At 38.8% G+C, this 15,245-nt stretch carries 16 protein-coding genes; 11 read left to right on the top strand and 5 right to left on the bottom strand.

What is annotated here, in order from left to right:
* Positions 1–44: 44 nt before the first annotated feature.
* The 5 genes from lnt to AC04Q1_RS24145 all read left to right on the top strand — a co-directional run bounded on the left by lnt (position 45) and on the right by AC04Q1_RS24145 (position 4,023).
* Positions 45–1,661 carry an apolipoprotein N-acyltransferase gene (gene lnt / locus AC04Q1_RS24165; protein ID WP_478367120.1) on the top strand — a complete coding sequence of 539 codons (1,617 nt, stop codon included), beginning with the start codon at positions 45–47 and terminating at the stop codon, positions 1,659–1,661.
* Entirely contained in the window at positions 1,646–2,158 is a 513-nt protein-coding gene (locus AC04Q1_RS24160) for a hypothetical protein (protein ID WP_478367119.1), read from the top strand. Before lnt ends, AC04Q1_RS24160 begins: the two co-directional genes overlap by 16 nt.
* A 16-nt stretch (positions 2,159–2,174) precedes the next feature.
* Positions 2,175–2,693 carry a signal peptidase II gene (lspA, locus tag AC04Q1_RS24155; RefSeq protein ID WP_478367118.1) on the top strand — a complete coding sequence of 173 codons (519 nt, stop codon included), beginning with the start codon at positions 2,175–2,177 and terminating at the stop codon, positions 2,691–2,693.
* 88 nt (positions 2,694–2,781) lie between these two features.
* Positions 2,782–3,198: an OsmC family protein gene (locus AC04Q1_RS24150; RefSeq protein WP_478367117.1), complete on the top strand. Its 417-nt coding sequence runs from the start codon at positions 2,782–2,784 to the stop codon at positions 3,196–3,198.
* A 135-nt stretch (positions 3,199–3,333) separates the two neighbouring features.
* Positions 3,334–4,023: a hypothetical protein gene (locus tag AC04Q1_RS24145; RefSeq protein ID WP_478367116.1), complete on the top strand. Its 690-nt coding sequence runs from the start codon at positions 3,334–3,336 to the stop codon at positions 4,021–4,023.
* Between the two features lie 57 nt (positions 4,024–4,080).
* Here AC04Q1_RS24145 and AC04Q1_RS24140 read toward each other — a convergent pair whose 3' ends face one another.
* Together AC04Q1_RS24140 and AC04Q1_RS24135 are read right to left on the bottom strand one after the other, a co-directional pair.
* Positions 4,081–5,721 (bottom strand): NAD+ synthase, encoded by a 1,641-nt coding sequence (locus AC04Q1_RS24140; RefSeq protein WP_478367115.1) that lies wholly within the window; start codon positions 5,719–5,721, stop codon positions 4,081–4,083.
* A gap of 126 nt (positions 5,722–5,847) precedes the next feature.
* Positions 5,848–6,522: a porin family protein gene (locus tag AC04Q1_RS24135; RefSeq protein ID WP_478367114.1), complete on the bottom strand. Its 675-nt coding sequence runs from the start codon at positions 6,520–6,522 to the stop codon at positions 5,848–5,850.
* A gap of 30 nt (positions 6,523–6,552) precedes the next feature.
* On the opposite strand from AC04Q1_RS24135, the gene gldB reads away from it, so the two are divergent.
* From gldB to AC04Q1_RS24105, 6 genes are all read left to right on the top strand, one after another.
* Entirely contained in the window at positions 6,553–7,587 is a 1,035-nt protein-coding gene (gene gldB / locus AC04Q1_RS24130) for a gliding motility lipoprotein GldB (RefSeq protein ID WP_478367113.1), read from the top strand.
* Between the two features lie 70 nt (positions 7,588–7,657).
* On the top strand, positions 7,658–8,428 hold the full coding sequence (locus tag AC04Q1_RS24125; RefSeq protein ID WP_478367112.1) for a patatin-like phospholipase family protein: 771 nt from the start codon (positions 7,658–7,660) through the stop codon (positions 8,426–8,428).
* A gap of 317 nt (positions 8,429–8,745) precedes the next feature.
* Complete coding sequence (locus tag AC04Q1_RS24120) at positions 8,746–9,270, top strand: zinc metalloprotease (RefSeq protein WP_478367111.1); 525 nt, start codon at positions 8,746–8,748, stop codon at positions 9,268–9,270.
* Positions 9,209–9,535: a M12 family metallopeptidase gene (locus tag AC04Q1_RS24115; protein ID WP_478367110.1), complete on the top strand. Its 327-nt coding sequence runs from the start codon at positions 9,209–9,211 to the stop codon at positions 9,533–9,535. Before AC04Q1_RS24120 ends, AC04Q1_RS24115 begins: the two co-directional genes overlap by 62 nt.
* A gap of 477 nt (positions 9,536–10,012) precedes the next feature.
* A complete protein-coding gene (locus AC04Q1_RS24110) occupies positions 10,013–10,807 on the top strand; it encodes a M12 family metallopeptidase (RefSeq protein ID WP_478367109.1) in 795 nt (264 codons plus the stop codon).
* Between the two features lie 73 nt (positions 10,808–10,880).
* Positions 10,881–11,798, top strand: a complete 918-nt coding sequence (locus tag AC04Q1_RS24105; RefSeq protein ID WP_478367108.1) for a hypothetical protein — start codon at positions 10,881–10,883, stop codon at positions 11,796–11,798.
* On the opposite strand, the gene AC04Q1_RS24100 is transcribed toward AC04Q1_RS24105, so the two are convergent.
* The 3 genes from AC04Q1_RS24100 to AC04Q1_RS24090 all read right to left on the bottom strand — a co-directional run bounded on the left by AC04Q1_RS24100 (position 11,795) and on the right by AC04Q1_RS24090 (position 15,243).
* Entirely contained in the window at positions 11,795–12,511 is a 717-nt protein-coding gene (locus AC04Q1_RS24100) for a 2-phosphosulfolactate phosphatase (RefSeq protein WP_478367107.1), read from the bottom strand. The two genes, AC04Q1_RS24105 and AC04Q1_RS24100, sit on opposite strands and share 4 nt — an antisense overlap.
* A 90-nt stretch (positions 12,512–12,601) precedes the next feature.
* Entirely contained in the window at positions 12,602–13,681 is a 1,080-nt protein-coding gene (gene gcvT / locus AC04Q1_RS24095; protein WP_478367106.1) for a glycine cleavage system aminomethyltransferase GcvT, read from the bottom strand.
* 359 nt (positions 13,682–14,040) lie between these two features.
* On the bottom strand, positions 14,041–15,243 hold the full coding sequence (locus tag AC04Q1_RS24090; RefSeq protein WP_478367105.1) for a glycosyltransferase family 4 protein: 1,203 nt from the start codon (positions 15,241–15,243) through the stop codon (positions 14,041–14,043).
* Between the last annotated feature and the right edge of the window lie 2 nt (positions 15,244–15,245).

Genomic DNA, 15,245 nt, shown 5'->3' with positions numbered 1-15,245 from the left:
TCTTTCGACAGGCTCATGATGACAATATTGCGCCAGCACTTAAAATGAACAAGAAACAAACCTACCTCCTCGCCCTCTTAAGTGCATTTTTACTTTGGCTAGCCTGGCCGCCGATGCCCTTTACCACGCCATTATTATTGATTGGTTTGGTTCCTTTATTCATTGCTCTTGATTCCATTTCGGGCAATATCACAAAAAAACAGGGCAAAAGAATTTTCTTAACGGCCGGTGTAACCTTTCTCGTTTGGAATACCGCATCAATTTACTGGGTATATAATGCCATAAGTGCTTATAATGGCCCATTGGTAGCGATACCGGTTTCTTTAATTCCTTATGGATTAGGTGCATTGTTAATGACCTTTGCCTTCTGGTTATATTACCGCTTAGGCAAATACGTAAGTAAAAAGATCGCATACCTCGGATTAATCGCTTTTTATATCGCTCTAGAATATCTGCAGCAAACCTGGGATTTGGCTTTCCCATGGATGACTTTAGGAAACGGCTTGGCTGGAATGCACCAACTGGCACAATGGTACGATTACACGGGCATTTACGGAGGTTCGTTATGGATTTTATTGAGCAATATTGTAGCATTCGAGGCTTATAAGAAATTCAGATCACAAACCGGTTATTTAAGGTTTAGAACTGCAGGGATCTGGGCTTTGGTGGTGATTATTCCCATTGGCATTTCATTAACCAAATACTTTACCGCCAAACAAAAAGGCACGCCAAGTAACGTAGTAGTGGTTCAGCCCAATATTGATCCTTACCAAAAACTGGAAAGCATACCTGTTTCTGAACAGATCAGAATTTTAACACACCTTTCCGATTCAGTTGGACAAACCAATACCGAGTATTTTATCTGGCCGGAAACAGCTATACCGAGCCGTGCCGACGAAGATCGGATCAGGTCTAACCCTGATTTTTATACGCTTCAAAGTTTTTTAAGTAAATACAAAAACGGAACGCTGATTACAGGAATTGAAAGCAAAAAGATCTACCAGACCAAAAAAACAATTTCAGCAAAGTATGATCCGCAGAGCAACCAGTACTGGGATAATTTTAACACGGCCATGCAGGTAGAAAACTCTGCAAATGTTCAGTTTTACCATAAATCTAAATTAGTACCTGGTGTAGAAAAAATGCCTTTCCCAAAGGTATTTTCATTTTTAGATGGTGTTTTTGCCGAACTAGGCGGAACTGTAGGCGGATGGGGCTGGCAAGAAAAACCTGACGTACTTTATGCACAAAGTGGCATCGGTGTTGCGCCGGTAATTTGTTACGAAAGCCTTTGGGGCGAATGGGTTGGTCAATCGGTTAAAGAGGGCGCCCAATTTATTGCGGTGATTACCAACGATGCCTGGTGGGGAAATACCTCGGGCAAAGACCAGCACATGATGTACGCCAAATTGAGGGCCATTGAAACCCACCGTGATGTTGCCCGTTCTGCAAATACCGGAATCTCCTGTTTCATTAATCAACGTGGTGATGTAATCCAAAGCACCAAATGGTGGACAAGAACAGCTATTAAAGGCAACGTCAACATAAACGATGAAATTACTTTTTATGTGAAGAGCGGCGATATCATTGCAAAATTATTCAGCTTTTTAGCCGTTATATTATCTTTAATTATACCTTACAGAAAATGGGTCAAAAAATAAAGATATTGCTTTTACTGCTGATCATTTTTGGGAGTAAGAATATACATGCTCAGGTGTATTTAGATAGCCTGAACAACCAGGCTAACGCGATGTTAATCGCATACGCTAAATCCGATTATAAAACCTTATTAAAACGCACCCATCCTAAAGTAGCTGAAACCATGGGTGGCGTAAAATCGGCAGAGGCGAATTTACGGAAGAGTATTGAGGCACTAACCGCAAGCGGCTTTTCATTTAAGAATGTTAAGCTGGGCAAGCCTTCGGAAATGGTAAAGACGGGCCAAAACTTCCAATGTGTTATTCCTCAACTGGCAACAGCCGAAATCAATGGCAAAAAGGCTATTGTAAAGAGTAACCTGCTTTGCATGTCGTACGATGGCGGCAAAAACTGGTATTTTATAAATGCAGAGAAAAGCCAGGAAGCCTCACTCCGGAAATTAATACCCGAGATCAGCAGTAAACTGGTTATTCCGAAATCGGAAATCATTCCTCAATAAATTTTAGCTTACACACATGAAATACCATAAAAACTTTAGTTGGTTTATACTCCTGATTATACTGGCGCTTAATATTGGCTGCGACCAGGTATCTAAAAACATTGTAAGGAACAAGATCAGCGATTACGAACACATCAGCATTATTAAAGATCGTTTTACCTTAACCAAAGTTGAAAACAGCGGCGCATTTTTAAGCTTAGGCGATAACATGCCCTATATTTTTCGGTTGATCATTTTAACAGGCTTACCGTTATTATTTTTAGGTTATGGCTTATATTTCCTCTTTGCTAAGCGAAACCTCCCTGGCAGCATGCAAATTGCGCTGTGCTTCTTAATTGGTGGTGGCATCGGTAATCTTTACGATCGGATAGTTCATGGTTCGGTTACAGATTTTATGCACATGGACTTATACCTCTTCCAAACAGGGGTTTTTAATTTTGCAGACATTTCGATCATGATCGGTGTGGGCATATTGCTTTTTCAATCGTTAAGAAGTAAAATGCAAAAAGAAGAAATAACAGAAGAGGCCGAATAATTACAGATTTCTTAACAAAGAATTACCGCCATTAAACAAACATATATTTATCTTTAGGTATTAAACAATCAAAAAATAAAATCCCATCATGAAAAGAAATGCAACAGCCGTATGGCAAGGTTCTATTAAAGAAGGTAATGGTAACATTACAACACAGAGCACTACTTTAAACAATACTCAATATTCTTTTAACTCCCGTTTTGCAGAGGGTGTTGGTACAAACCCTGAAGAATTAATTGCTGCTGCACATGCAGGCTGTTTTACGATGAAATTATCTGCTAACTTAACTGAAGCAGGATTTACTGCAGATAAATTAGAAACAAAATGCGAAATCAACCTTGATCCATCTAAAGGTGAAATTGTGGAGTCGCATTTAACTTTAACAGCTTCTGTACCTAACTTAAGCCAAGAAAAATTTGATGAACTGGTGGCCGATGCCGAGAAAAACTGCCCAATCTCTAAATTATTAAACACAACCATTACGGTTGATGCTACTTTAGCATAGGCCTTTGTCATGCTGAGGTACAAAGCATCTGAACAATGATACAGATCCCTTTGTACCTTAGCACGACAGCTTATCCGTATTTCCAGCAAAAAAATAAAAAAATTGTATAACTTAGTTTCACCCATCTAAGTTAACATGAAAAAAACGCTCTTATTTCTAAGCACTGTTTTACTCTTAAACAGTTGCGTGTCTTTTAGCAGTAAAAAGGAACAAACCTTTACAATTACTTCAGGCAACTATACTGATAGTATAGATCTTACCAAACCCATTTCAGAAGAAAGTTTATTTACAATAGCAAGAACGAATAAAAGTAAAAAAGTTAAGGTTTTAGCTGTTCAAAATCTAAACGATGAATCCAATCTGTTTAATATCGCTTGTTTTGATCAGGATACCGCCCTCGTAAAAATAGCAGTGGTAAAAATGAATGATCAGTCTAACCTGTTCCATATTGCCAGTTTTAATCAAAATATAACGGTAAGAAAAATTGCGGTAGGTAAAATGAACGATGAATCAAACTTATTCCACATTGCTTCATTTGATAAAAATGCTTCAGTAAGAAAACTGGCCGTTGCAAAGATGAACGATCAGGCTAACCTATTTCACATTGCCTCTTTTGATAAAGATGCCGCAACAAGAAAATTGGCTGTAACTAAAATGGACGATCAGGCCAACTTATTCCACGTAGCCTGTTTTGATCAAGATGTGGCAACCAGAAAATTGGCGGTAGGTAAAATGAACGATCAGGCCAATCTGAACCATATCATTTCTTTTGAAAAAGAAAGTGAGATCAGGCAGCTTGCATTAAATCAACTCAACCACAATTAATCAATTGACAGTTATCAATTCACCGTTCAACAATAAGCTTTCAAAACCTACAACAACCTAAGCCATGTATTTCCCTACAATCGGCATTCTTCTGCCCATACCAAATGCTTTTGGCGATACCCTTAAAATAGGTGGCGTTTGATAACGTTTAAATTCGGCGATATTAACCATTTTCAAAATACGCTGTACCAAGGCTTCATCAAAACCCTGGGCAATAATAGCCTTTGAACCCTGTTTCTTTTCAATATGCTGATATAATATTTTATCAAGGATTTCATATTCTGGCAATGAATCTGAATCTTTCTGATCTGGCCTTAATTCTGCCGATGGCGGTTTAACAATGGTATTGACCGGAATAATCTCCCGCTCTTTATTGATGTATCTGGCCAACTCAAATACCTGCATTTTATACACATCACCTATTACACCGATCGCGCCGCACATATCGCCATATAAGGTACCATAACCCACCGCACACTCACTTTTGTTAGAAGTATTGAGTAGAATATAACCAAACTTGTTGCTCATCGCCATATTGATAATGCCACGGATGCGGGCCTGGATGTTTTCTTCTGCAAGGTTAAACGGCAAACCTTTGAAAGCTGGTGCCAGTATATGGTCAAAAGCTTCGGCGACATCTTTAATCGGTACAATTTCGTGCATACAGCCAATGTTGTTCACCAGATCCAAAGCATCCTGAACCGAATGGTCAGAAGAAAATTTTGAGGGCATTAATACCGCCATCACGTTTTCGGGTCCTAAAGCGCGGCAGGCCAGCGCACAAACCACAGCCGAATCAATTCCGCCTGACAAGCCTAAAACTGCTTTATTAAAGCCTGATTTTCCGAAATAATCTTTAATGCCCAAAATCAGCGCATCGTGGATCTGCTCAATATCCGTCATTCTTTCTGATTGAGGGTATTTATTCCGTACATTTTCAACCTCTTCCAGATCGAAAACCTGAAGATCTTCTTCAAAATATTTCATTTCGGCTTTCATCGCGCCGTCTGCATCAAAAACCAGTGAACCACCGTCAAAAATAATTTCGGTCTGTGCGCCAACCTGATTGACATAAAATACCGGCAGGTGATATTTTTTTGCATTATCAGCCAGTACTTTAATCCGTTCATCATCATGCGTATAAGAGAAGGGAGATGCCGCAATATTGATCATCACATCCGGCTGCTCTTTAATCAGTTCATCCATCGGATTAGATACATACAACGGATTATCGTTAATGTTCCATAAATCTTCGCAGATGGTCAGCGCAATTTTTTTACCCTTAAAATCAATACAGCCAAACTGTGTGGCGGGTTCGAAATAACGGTATTCGTCAAATACATCATAAGTAGGTAAAAGCGCTTTTTTAACCGTAGCCTTCACTTTCTCATCCTCAATAAAATAGGCTGCATTAAACAAGTCCTTTCCTTGTAATACCTCATTTTTAATCGGCAATCCAACAATACAGGCAATATCTGTACAATGTTTGGCAATTTCCTTAACAGCATTTTCGCAGAGTACAATAAACTCATCAAACTCTAAAAAATCCCTTGGCGGATAGCCACAAATCGCCAATTCAGCAAAAACAACAAGATCAGCGCCTTTATCTTTCGCCAATTGAATATGTTCGGTTATTTTTTTAGTGTTGGCCTCAAAGTTTCCGATATGGTAATTGAGTTGTGCTAGCGCTATCTTCATTTTGTTTATCAAGTAGTTAGTATCGGGTAATGGGTATCAAGTAATTAGTAGTAAGTAGCAAGTCGTGAGTATCTGGTATCAAGTATTAGGTATCGAGTATTAAGTAGCAAGTATCAAGACTGATTCTTAGAAGAATACGCCAAAATTAAGTGCCAGGTAGTGGTTTTTAACGTTTCTGCCTTTATCACTTACAATGTTAGTGAAACCATTGTTAAAGGTTAAACCCGCTACGATACTGGTGTTTCCCGAAATATCAAATTCACCACCGCCACCAATAATCAATCCGGCACGATAAAACTTGATATTATCCGATACATTTAAATTATCACCTACAACAGTTCCTCCCGTTACCGCATCCTGCTTAGCACTAATATTAATGGAGTTAGACAAGCCAAACTGCCCATACCAGCGTTTGCCATCAGCCTTTACGGTTTTTAATTTAACGGTTAAGGGCAAGTCTACATATTGCAACTTATATTTTAAATCGTAGGCTTTCGGCGCGGTACTGCTACTTCCAGCAAAATAAGGCAAAACATTTGCCTCTGTGCTTTTACCATTAATTGAGGTGATGGTTAATGCGGTAGCAAAACTATAATTAGGGGCGAAGTTAAAATCGCCGATCAATCCATAAGAGAAGCCTAAAGCAACACCATCCGTTTTTCCCTGCTCTGGCTTAATCCACCCAAAAGTTGGTGTAGCGGTTAAGCCCAACCTAAAGCCGTAACTGGTTAAGGGAGAATTTTGCGCGCATGCGCCAAAACTTAAAAGAGACAAAATTAAAATGGTTGATATTCTTTTCATGCTATAGCTGATTATATATATTTGTTCTACATGATGTATAACGTAAAACACTGGCAAATTTATCTAATTTTTCTTTTTGCCATCACATTTATTTCCTGCAGACAAAGCAACAGGCCCGATGTTAGTCATATACAGGTAAATATCAGAATTGACAGATTTGACAATGCACTATTTGCCGGTAAAAACAAGAATATTTCCGACGTAGATAAACAGCTTAACTCGCAGTATGGCGCATTTTACGACGACTTTATCCACCGCATCCTCGACAGCAAATATTCAAATACCGAATCGTTGGCCAATTTATACCGTGATCAGGCTTATACCGATTTAACCAAAGAAGTGGATAGCGTTTTTCCTAGCCTAAAGGTTCAGGAAGAGGGATTGAATGAAACCTTCAGATACATTAAATATTACTATCCAAAAGCCAAGGTTCCAAGGTTTATTTCCTTTGCTTCGGGTTTTGCTTACCAGATGCCGGTAGGCGATAATTACCTCGGTATTGGTTTAGATATGTTCCTGGGTAAAGACAGCAAATTTTACAGGGCCATTGTACAAAGTGTTCCATTATATCTTTCGAGAAGATTTGCGCCCGAATATATTGTTCCACGCGTAGCTGAAACTTATGCGCACGAAGAGCTTTTTGCCGAGCCTGATGAAAACAGGACGCTCCTATCTAAAATGATTTTCCAGGGAAAGGTTTTATACTTTCTAGATCAGGTTTTACCTGAAAATATAAGCGATACAACCAAAATTGGATACACCCAGCAACAGTTAGATTGGGCACAAAATTTTGAAGGGGATATTTGGGCATATTTTTTGGAGAACAACTTTTTGTATGAAACCGATTACCAAAAGATCCAGGTATTTTTATCAGAAGGACCTTTTACGCCGGGTTTAGGCGAGGGCAGAGATTCGGCACCAAAATTGGGTGTGTGGATGGGTTGGCAAATTGTTAGAAAATACATGAAAGCACATCCTGATGTTACCTTACAGCAGCTAATGGCAGATAACGATGCACAGAAAATTTTAAATCAATCGAAGTATAAACCGAAACAACAGAAATAGTCCGTTAGTCTTAAGTCCAGAGTCCTAAGTCGGGAGTCTTCATTTAAAAAATCATCCCAAATTAAAATCTATGAAAGTTGGCATTGTATTATCAGGAGGAGGCATTAGGGGAATAGCACATTTAGGCGTTTTAAAAGCTTTCAGCAATTTAGGCATTACCTTTAGTCATATTAGTGGAACGAGCGCCGGAGCGATAGCCGGGGCCTTTTTTGCCGCAGGTATAGATCCGGAAGAAGGATTAAATATTTTCCTCAAAACAAAGCTCTGGCGTTTTGTTAGGCCAGCTGTAGGCTCTTTGGGTTTGATTAATATCGAGAACACTTCCTTAATCCTAAAAGAATATTTTCCTGAAGACACGATCGAGAAACTCAAAATCCCGCTAACCATTGCTGCGGTAAATTTTAGCGAAGGACGGTTGGTATATTTTACCAAAGGTCCTTTAATTAGGGCAGTCCATGCTTCTAGCTGTATACCTGGTATTTTTAAGCCCATAATGATCGATGGACAGATGTACGTGGACGGTGGTATTTTAAACAACTTCCCTGTAGAACCATTAATGGAAGATTGCGATTTTATCATTGGCTCTTCCTGTAACCACCTTAAACCTGTTGATAAAATTACGGGGATTACCAATTTGATGGGACGTGCCGGCATCATGTCGATCAACCATGATATGGAAAGAAAAGCTAAATTCTGCAATGTACTAATTGAACCAAAGGGTTTGGGTGCCATTAGCACTTTTGATATGAAACGTGCAGAAGATATTTATTGGCTCGCACATGAAGAAGCCTTGATTACCATCAAAAATAGCCCCACCATCTCCGAATTAATTACAAAATAAACCGTTTCCCTTAATAAATACCCAAACGCTAAAAGTAGTATTTTAACCACAAAAATACGATCACACATTACAAATCTACAAGTATAAAAAATACGGAATTGAAATAAAAATATTACATTTCCCTTGGTGTTGATGTAATATTATTTTACACTAGGATTATACTTTGCAAAATGCAAGGTAATAAACCTAAACGTCTGTCCATGTTTTTTAACCTCCTTATTCTTTTTCAAAGAAGAAGAATTCCTGTTTTTACGATCTTCTAACTTGATTTCCTGTCAGCATACAGATCAATATTTTTTACCTAAAAAACCTAAAACATGAAATTCTTAAAATTAAATAAAACCCTGATTGCCGCTCTCGCATTAACAGTATTATTTTCTTGTAAGAAGGAAAAACCAACAGAAACCGCAGATTTACAGCAACCGGAATTAACTGCAGCCAACCGCCTTAGCAATTTCAAGATCTGCACAGAAAAAACCTTAAATGGGACCACACCAAGAGGAGCCGTTATAAAATCATCAAAATGGGCAAGAGGAACCACAATTAAGGTCAGTTTAAACGGAAGCACTTTAGCCATCAGAAATAAAGTGATTCAATATGCCAAAGAATGGGAAAAATATGCCAACATCAAATTCAACTTCGTTACCAACGACAGGACCGCTTCCATTAGGGTAAATTTTGTTGAAGACGGGAGATCCTGGTCGTACATGGGAACAGATGTGAAGTATATACCAGCTGATAGTGTAACAATGCATTTTGGATGGTTCAACTCAGAAACAGATGACTCAGAATTTAGCCACGGTTTTACACGAATTTGGACATGCTTTGGGATTAATCCATGAGCACCAACACCCTTTGAATGCTATTCCCTGGGACAAACCAGCTGTTTACGCGTATTATGCAGGCTATTGGACTCAAGCAGAAGTAGATGCTTATCTATTTGCAAAAGAAAATATTGCGCAAACCAATTATAGTGCTTATGATAAAAATTCGATCATGCATTATGCCGTTCCAAACGAATTGACGATTGGAGACTACGAGGTAGGATGGAACACGGTATTATCACCAACCGATAAGTCATTTATCCGCACAGTTTATCCATTTTAAAAGATAAATAAATATGCATAGTGGCATCATGTCACTATGTATATTGTATTAAAACCGGAAAATAAGATCATCGCTATGCTATTTCTTTCACAAAAACCGTTTCTAACCTGTTTAATCCTCGTTCTCTTTCATAATTCAGCCCGCTATCTTCCAAATTAAAAATATCATTTTAATTGATTTCATCTGGCCATGCAATATTTATACTACACAAATATTGCTATAAATTACAAAAAACTAAGTGTAAAACATACACTAATGCAATAAAAATATTACATTTCTCTTGGCGTTACTAGAATATTATTATACTTTAGGATTATACTTTGCAAATGCAGAGGCAATTAACCTAAATGCTAACTTATGTTTTTCAACCTCATTATTCTTTTTCAAAAAAGAAGAATTCCTGTTTTTACGATCTTCTAACTTGAATCTCCCAGACCAAAAACAGATCATCAATTTTTACCTAAAAAAACCTAAACCATGAAATTTTTAAAATCAAATAAGACCTTACTTATAGCCCTTGCGCTTACCACTGTATTCTATTCTTGTAAAAAAGAAAAACCAACCGAAACAGCAGATCTACAAAAGCCAGAATTATCAAGTGTTAATCCGCTTGGCGATATTAAGATCTGTACAGAAAGATCTTTAGATGGCATTACTCCAAGAGGTGCGGTTTTAAAATCGACCAAATGGGCTCCGGGAACCACGATTAAAGTGAGCTTAAACGGAAGCACAGCAGCCATCCGGGCTAAAGTAATACAGTTTGCCAAACAATGGGAAACTTATGCCAACATCAAATTCAACTTTGTCACAAACGACAATACCGCTAAAATCAGGGTAAGTTTCGTAAGTGGAGACGGATCCTGGTCTTATATCGGAAAATCTACACCTAGCACTGGTGCAACGATGAATTATGGCTGGCTAACGGCAACTACAGCAGATTCGGAATATAGCCGCGTGGTCATCCACGAATTTGGTCATGCCCTGGGATTGATCCACGAACACCAACATCCATTGGTGGCGATTCCTTGGGATAAACCAGCTGTTTATGCCTACTATGCGGCTGCACCAAATTACTGGAGCCAGGCAGATGTAGATAATAACTTATTTGCTAAATACAGTACTACACAAACCAATTATAGTGCTTATGATAAAAATTCGATCATGCATTATTCAGTTCCAAACGAATTAACCATCGGTGATTTTGAAGTGGGATGGAATACGGTATTATCACCTACCGATAAATCATTTATCGCTACAGTTTATCCATTTTAGAAAATAAATAAATACACATAGTAGTATAATTCACCACTATGTGTATTTTGCTTCTATAAACCGAAAAACAAATATGTCTATCGCTTTGCGGATTTCTTTTATCAAACCGTTTTTAGCCTGTTTGATGCTGATTTTCTACTATCAGGATGTGTCGGCACAAGATGTTCCGCACAAATGGCAAATAAAGCCTTATGTGGGTATTCAGCAATCGAGGTTCGATTGGTCTATTGCCGGTAACACTGCCGGAACGAGCCCCAATATATTGTCGGAGCTGATCTGGAAAAAACTTAAGGGACCGAGTTTTGGTTTAAACATCAGGTACAATGTTACCAGTCGGCTGAGTGTAAAGGCAACTAACCAATATAGCAGCATAACCAAGGGTGAGGCAGAAGATACTGATTATGCAGATGATGACCGGCAAAGTGCCTTTTATTTTGATCTGCTCGATGCAAATAAAGGTTACTTGTACAACGGCAACTTACAGCTTAGCTATCAGCTTTTAAAGCTGGGTCAGTTTAATATTAACCCTATCATTGGGATTTCCTATAATCGGCAGAAATTTCATCTTTTAGAAAGCGCAAATAATCCGGCTAGCAATGGTTTAAACTCTACTTATCAGGTAACGTACAAAGGTTTTGATTTTGGGACAGCATTTATCTTTAAAACACAGCATTTTAGCCTGGGTGCCGAAATATTGGGTGGATTCTATACCTACGCTTCAAAAGCCAATTGGAATTTAATCCCTGATTTTGCAAAACCTGTAAGTTTTACGCATAAGGCAAATTCCTTTGCATTAAGTGGCGACCTCAATCTTTCAGTTCCGCTGAACAAAAATTTGCGTATAGAACTGGATTATCTGATCAATAACATTAAAACCTATTCCGGTGTAGACAGGGCTTATTATAACAACCGTAATACTGAGGAAACTCAGTTTAATGGCGCCAATTTTAGAAAAAATGCATTGTTATTGGGATTAAATATTGGTTTTTAATTTTTTAAGGCTACCAAACGCTCGCCTTCCAAAACCGGAATTGCCTGGCAAAGATTTAACTGCAGGCAAAAAACCACGTCTTCTTCAATATTCAGTTGGGCCAAGCGGTGGCTATGTGAAGATTTATGGAGGTATTTCCTCAGATCTACTTTAGCTAACGCATATAAATCTTCGGCCGCTACACTAGAATCGTCGAAATGTTCAAAATTTTGGCGGAGATTATTTACCACTGCTCCGGCAAATAAAGTATCTTCTAAATTGAACTGATCTTTCCAGCCTGCACACAATAAAAGCACGTTTTTATTCTGCCTTTTCAGGTAATCGCAAAGCGCATCTAAATTCAGGAAGGAACCAATTACCACCTGATAAGCTCTTTTTTGAGCGAGGTGCAAAGCTTTGGTACCATTAGTCGTGGTTAAAACAACCGTTTTCCCACCCACTTTTTCTTTCGTGTAAGAGAAGGGTGAATTTCCAAAGTCATATCCTTCCACTACTTCTCCGTTTCTTTCTGCCGCCAACAAAAACCCGCTGTCGCGATAAGTTAAACAATCTTCAACGTTTGCAACAGGTATAATTGCTTCTGCACCATTATCTATCCCATACGTAATAGACGAGGTAGCCCTTAAAATATCGATAACCACCACAATACTTTGCTCGATATCATACAAATCAATCAGGGCCGGTGTTAAACAAACTTCTATTTTTTTTGACATTCAGTGAGATTTGAGTATTGAGATCTGAGTATTGAGATGTGAGATATAGCGGTCGAACCGTCTCAAATCTCACATCTATTGCCTCAAATCTTATTTATAAAAAGGAAACTTAACCACTTTAGCTTTGATTGGCGTATTGCGGATTAAAATAAAAACTTCGGTTCCTTCTTTGGTAAAATCTTTTGCAATGTAACCCATACCAATCGCTTTTTGCAAGGAAGGTGCCTGGGTACCAGAGGTTACTTTACCGATAATATTTCCTTCAGCATCGGCAATTTCGTAATCATGACGGGGAATGCCACGATCGATCATTTCGAAGCCAACCAATTTCTTTTGAATACCCGCTTCTTTTTGCGCCAATAGGGCTTCTGAATTGGTAAACGTTTTAGAAAACTTGGTAATCCAGCCTAAACCTGCTTCAATTGGCGAAGTGGTATCATCAATATCATTTCCGTATAAACAGAAACCCATTTCTAAACGTAAGGTATCGCGGGCACCTAAACCGATCGGCTGAATGTTGTATGGCGCACCAGCTTTAAAAATGGCATCCCAGATCTGATCTGCATGCTGGTTTTCGAAATAAATCTCAAAACCACCGGCACCGGTATAACCAGTTGCTGAAATCACTACATTATCAATACCCGCAAAAGTACCTTTCACGAAAGTGTAATACTCCATTGAGGCCAAATCAACATCAGTCAAACTTTGTAAAGCATCAGCCGCTTTTGGTCCCTGAATAGCCAGAAGAGAAGTTTGATCAGAGATATTGTGCATTTCTACCGCTTCTGAATTAAACTGTTGGATCCAGTTCCAATCTTTCTCGATGTTTGAAGCATTTACCACCAACATGTAGGTTTTATCATCTATTTTATAAACCAAAAGATCATCTACAATACCACCGTCTTTATTTGGCAGGCAAGAGTACTGAACTTTTCCATCATATAATTTAGAGGCGTCGTTACTGGTTACACGCTGAATCAGGTCTAATGCATTTTCGCCTTTCAGGATAAATTCGCCCATGTGGCTTACATCAAAAACACCCACACCATTACGAACAGTTGCATGTTCGGCATTAATACCTTCGTAAGTAACAGGCATATTGTAACCTGCAAATGGAACCATTTTAGCGCCTAAAGCGATGTGTTTTTCTGTTAATGCGGTGTTTTTCATCCGTAAGTTTTATTTTTTATGATAATGAAGCTATTTGATCTATTTTATTCAACTGATTCAGCCTGAAAATGAGGCGACTTTCACCTTAATCTTCCTGGGGTGCAAAACTACTAAGAAAAAGATAAAATTTTGAGGTTATTTTATCATATCCTACCGATTTAGATACCAACATTCGATAAGTATAGATAGCGTATAGTACTGGTACGCTTTAGCTATTCGAAGCGGTTTTAAACTGGTTACCAAATTGAGGGTAAGTCCGCAGCAAGTCCGCGTATAGTCCGCGTTTTTACACCTAAATGCGGACTTGGTTTGGACTTGTATTACACTGACGTTCATCCACTGATTCAATTCAGGATTACCTAGGCACTCAGCAATTCCTCGTAAATCTTTAACATCCTGCTGGAGATCAGATGAACACCGTGGTCGTTTTCTACCGTTTTACGGGCATTCTCGCCGATCTCCATCCAGCGTTTAGGGTTAATGATGCATTGTAAAATAGAACGGTAAAATTCATCTGCCGAATCGGCGATTAAGATATCATGTCCATGCCTGCAATTAATCCCCTCGGCGGCAGTGGTGGTGGCGATAATGCATTTTTTCATCGCCATGCCCTCAATAATCTTTACCCGCATGCCGGTACCTGATATTAGGGGTACAATCATAATCGCCTTCGAATTCATAAACTCTACGGCATCAAACACCTCTCCTTCTACAATCAGGTTTTCCGAATCGTATTCGAAGAAATGTTTCTGCATGTTTTTCCCGGCGATATAAAACCGGAGATCTTTATTCAATTTTTCGATATCAGGCCAGATATCATCCAGAAACCATTCTAATCCTTCCTGATTTGGCCGCCAATCCATCGCACCCAAATGAAAAAGTGTAGGGAAACTGGTTTTGGTTTTATCTACTTTATATTTTTCCAGATCAATGGCAACCGGAAAAACCGACATCGGGATTTCACAGCCAAACATTAAGATACTTTGTCTGTCGGGCTCGCTAATGGCAAAAATATGGTGGAAACGGTTAATCTGATCGGTTTCGTAAGCTTTAAGCCGCTGGGCTAAAAATGCCAGGTATTTCCGCCTGATTAAAAACTTTTCTGAATGCGAGAGGCGTTCCCAAAGGGTAAATTCGATATTATGTGCCCTGTAGATGAGTTTGGCGTTGCTATTTGCCTTAACCACATCTAAATATGGCACTACAAAAAGTCCTTCGAACTGAATGATATCGAAAGCATTTTCGCGCAGGAGATTTTCCAACTGCCGCGCGGCATCCTCACTATAATACCTGGAAACATTGTAAGATTCGTTGGTGAAAATATTAAAAAATGCCGACCACACGTTTACATCAGTATCTAAATCGTAGGTATGATATTTAATCTGTTCAAAAATGGGATCGTAGATATCCTCGATATCAATTCTTCCTTTTGTGGGATTAAGGCTAAACAAAGTAATATCTGCACCAAGTTGCAGCAAACCTTTTATGGTGTTATAAACCACAATGGGATAACCACTATTTGGCGGAAAGGGAACCCGCTTAGTAATCAACAGAATTTTCACGA

This window comes from Pedobacter humicola, from assembly GCF_056490705.1.
Note: the sequence above shows the minus strand (reverse complement) of the source record. Positions and strands in the feature narration are given on the sequence as shown.

What these genes read in the sequence shown, in the direction of transcription:
- AC04Q1_RS24120 (WP_478367111.1), top strand. Translation starts at nt 8,746, where the DNA reads ATGAAATTCTTAAAATTAAATAAAACCCTGATTGCCGCTCTCGCATTA.
- AC04Q1_RS24105 (WP_478367108.1), top strand. Translation starts at nt 10,881, where the DNA reads ATGTCTATCGCTTTGCGGATTTCTTTTATCAAACCGTTTTTAGCCTGT.
- AC04Q1_RS24160 (WP_478367119.1), top strand. Translation starts at nt 1,646, where the DNA reads ATGGGTCAAAAAATAAAGATATTGCTTTTACTGCTGATCATTTTTGGG.
- AC04Q1_RS24145 (WP_478367116.1), top strand. Translation starts at nt 3,334, where the DNA reads ATGAAAAAAACGCTCTTATTTCTAAGCACTGTTTTACTCTTAAACAGT.
- AC04Q1_RS24150 (WP_478367117.1), top strand. Translation starts at nt 2,782, where the DNA reads ATGAAAAGAAATGCAACAGCCGTATGGCAAGGTTCTATTAAAGAAGGT.
- gcvT (WP_478367106.1), bottom strand. Translation starts at nt 13,681, where the DNA reads ATGAAAAACACCGCATTAACAGAAAAACACATCGCTTTAGGCGCTAAA.
- AC04Q1_RS24110 (WP_478367109.1), top strand. Translation starts at nt 10,013, where the DNA reads ATGAAATTTTTAAAATCAAATAAGACCTTACTTATAGCCCTTGCGCTT.
- AC04Q1_RS24140 (WP_478367115.1), bottom strand. Translation starts at nt 5,721, where the DNA reads ATGAAGATAGCGCTAGCACAACTCAATTACCATATCGGAAACTTTGAG.
- AC04Q1_RS24135 (WP_478367114.1), bottom strand. Translation starts at nt 6,522, where the DNA reads ATGAAAAGAATATCAACCATTTTAATTTTGTCTCTTTTAAGTTTTGGC.
- lnt (WP_478367120.1), top strand. Translation starts at nt 45, where the DNA reads ATGAACAAGAAACAAACCTACCTCCTCGCCCTCTTAAGTGCATTTTTA.
- AC04Q1_RS24100 (WP_478367107.1), bottom strand. Translation starts at nt 12,511, where the DNA reads ATGTCAAAAAAAATAGAAGTTTGTTTAACACCGGCCCTGATTGATTTG.
- lspA (WP_478367118.1), top strand. Translation starts at nt 2,175, where the DNA reads ATGAAATACCATAAAAACTTTAGTTGGTTTATACTCCTGATTATACTG.
- AC04Q1_RS24115 (WP_478367110.1), top strand. Translation starts at nt 9,209, where the DNA reads ATGACTCAGAATTTAGCCACGGTTTTACACGAATTTGGACATGCTTTG.
- gldB (WP_478367113.1), top strand. Translation starts at nt 6,553, where the DNA reads ATGATGTATAACGTAAAACACTGGCAAATTTATCTAATTTTTCTTTTT.
- AC04Q1_RS24125 (WP_478367112.1), top strand. Translation starts at nt 7,658, where the DNA reads ATGAAAGTTGGCATTGTATTATCAGGAGGAGGCATTAGGGGAATAGCA.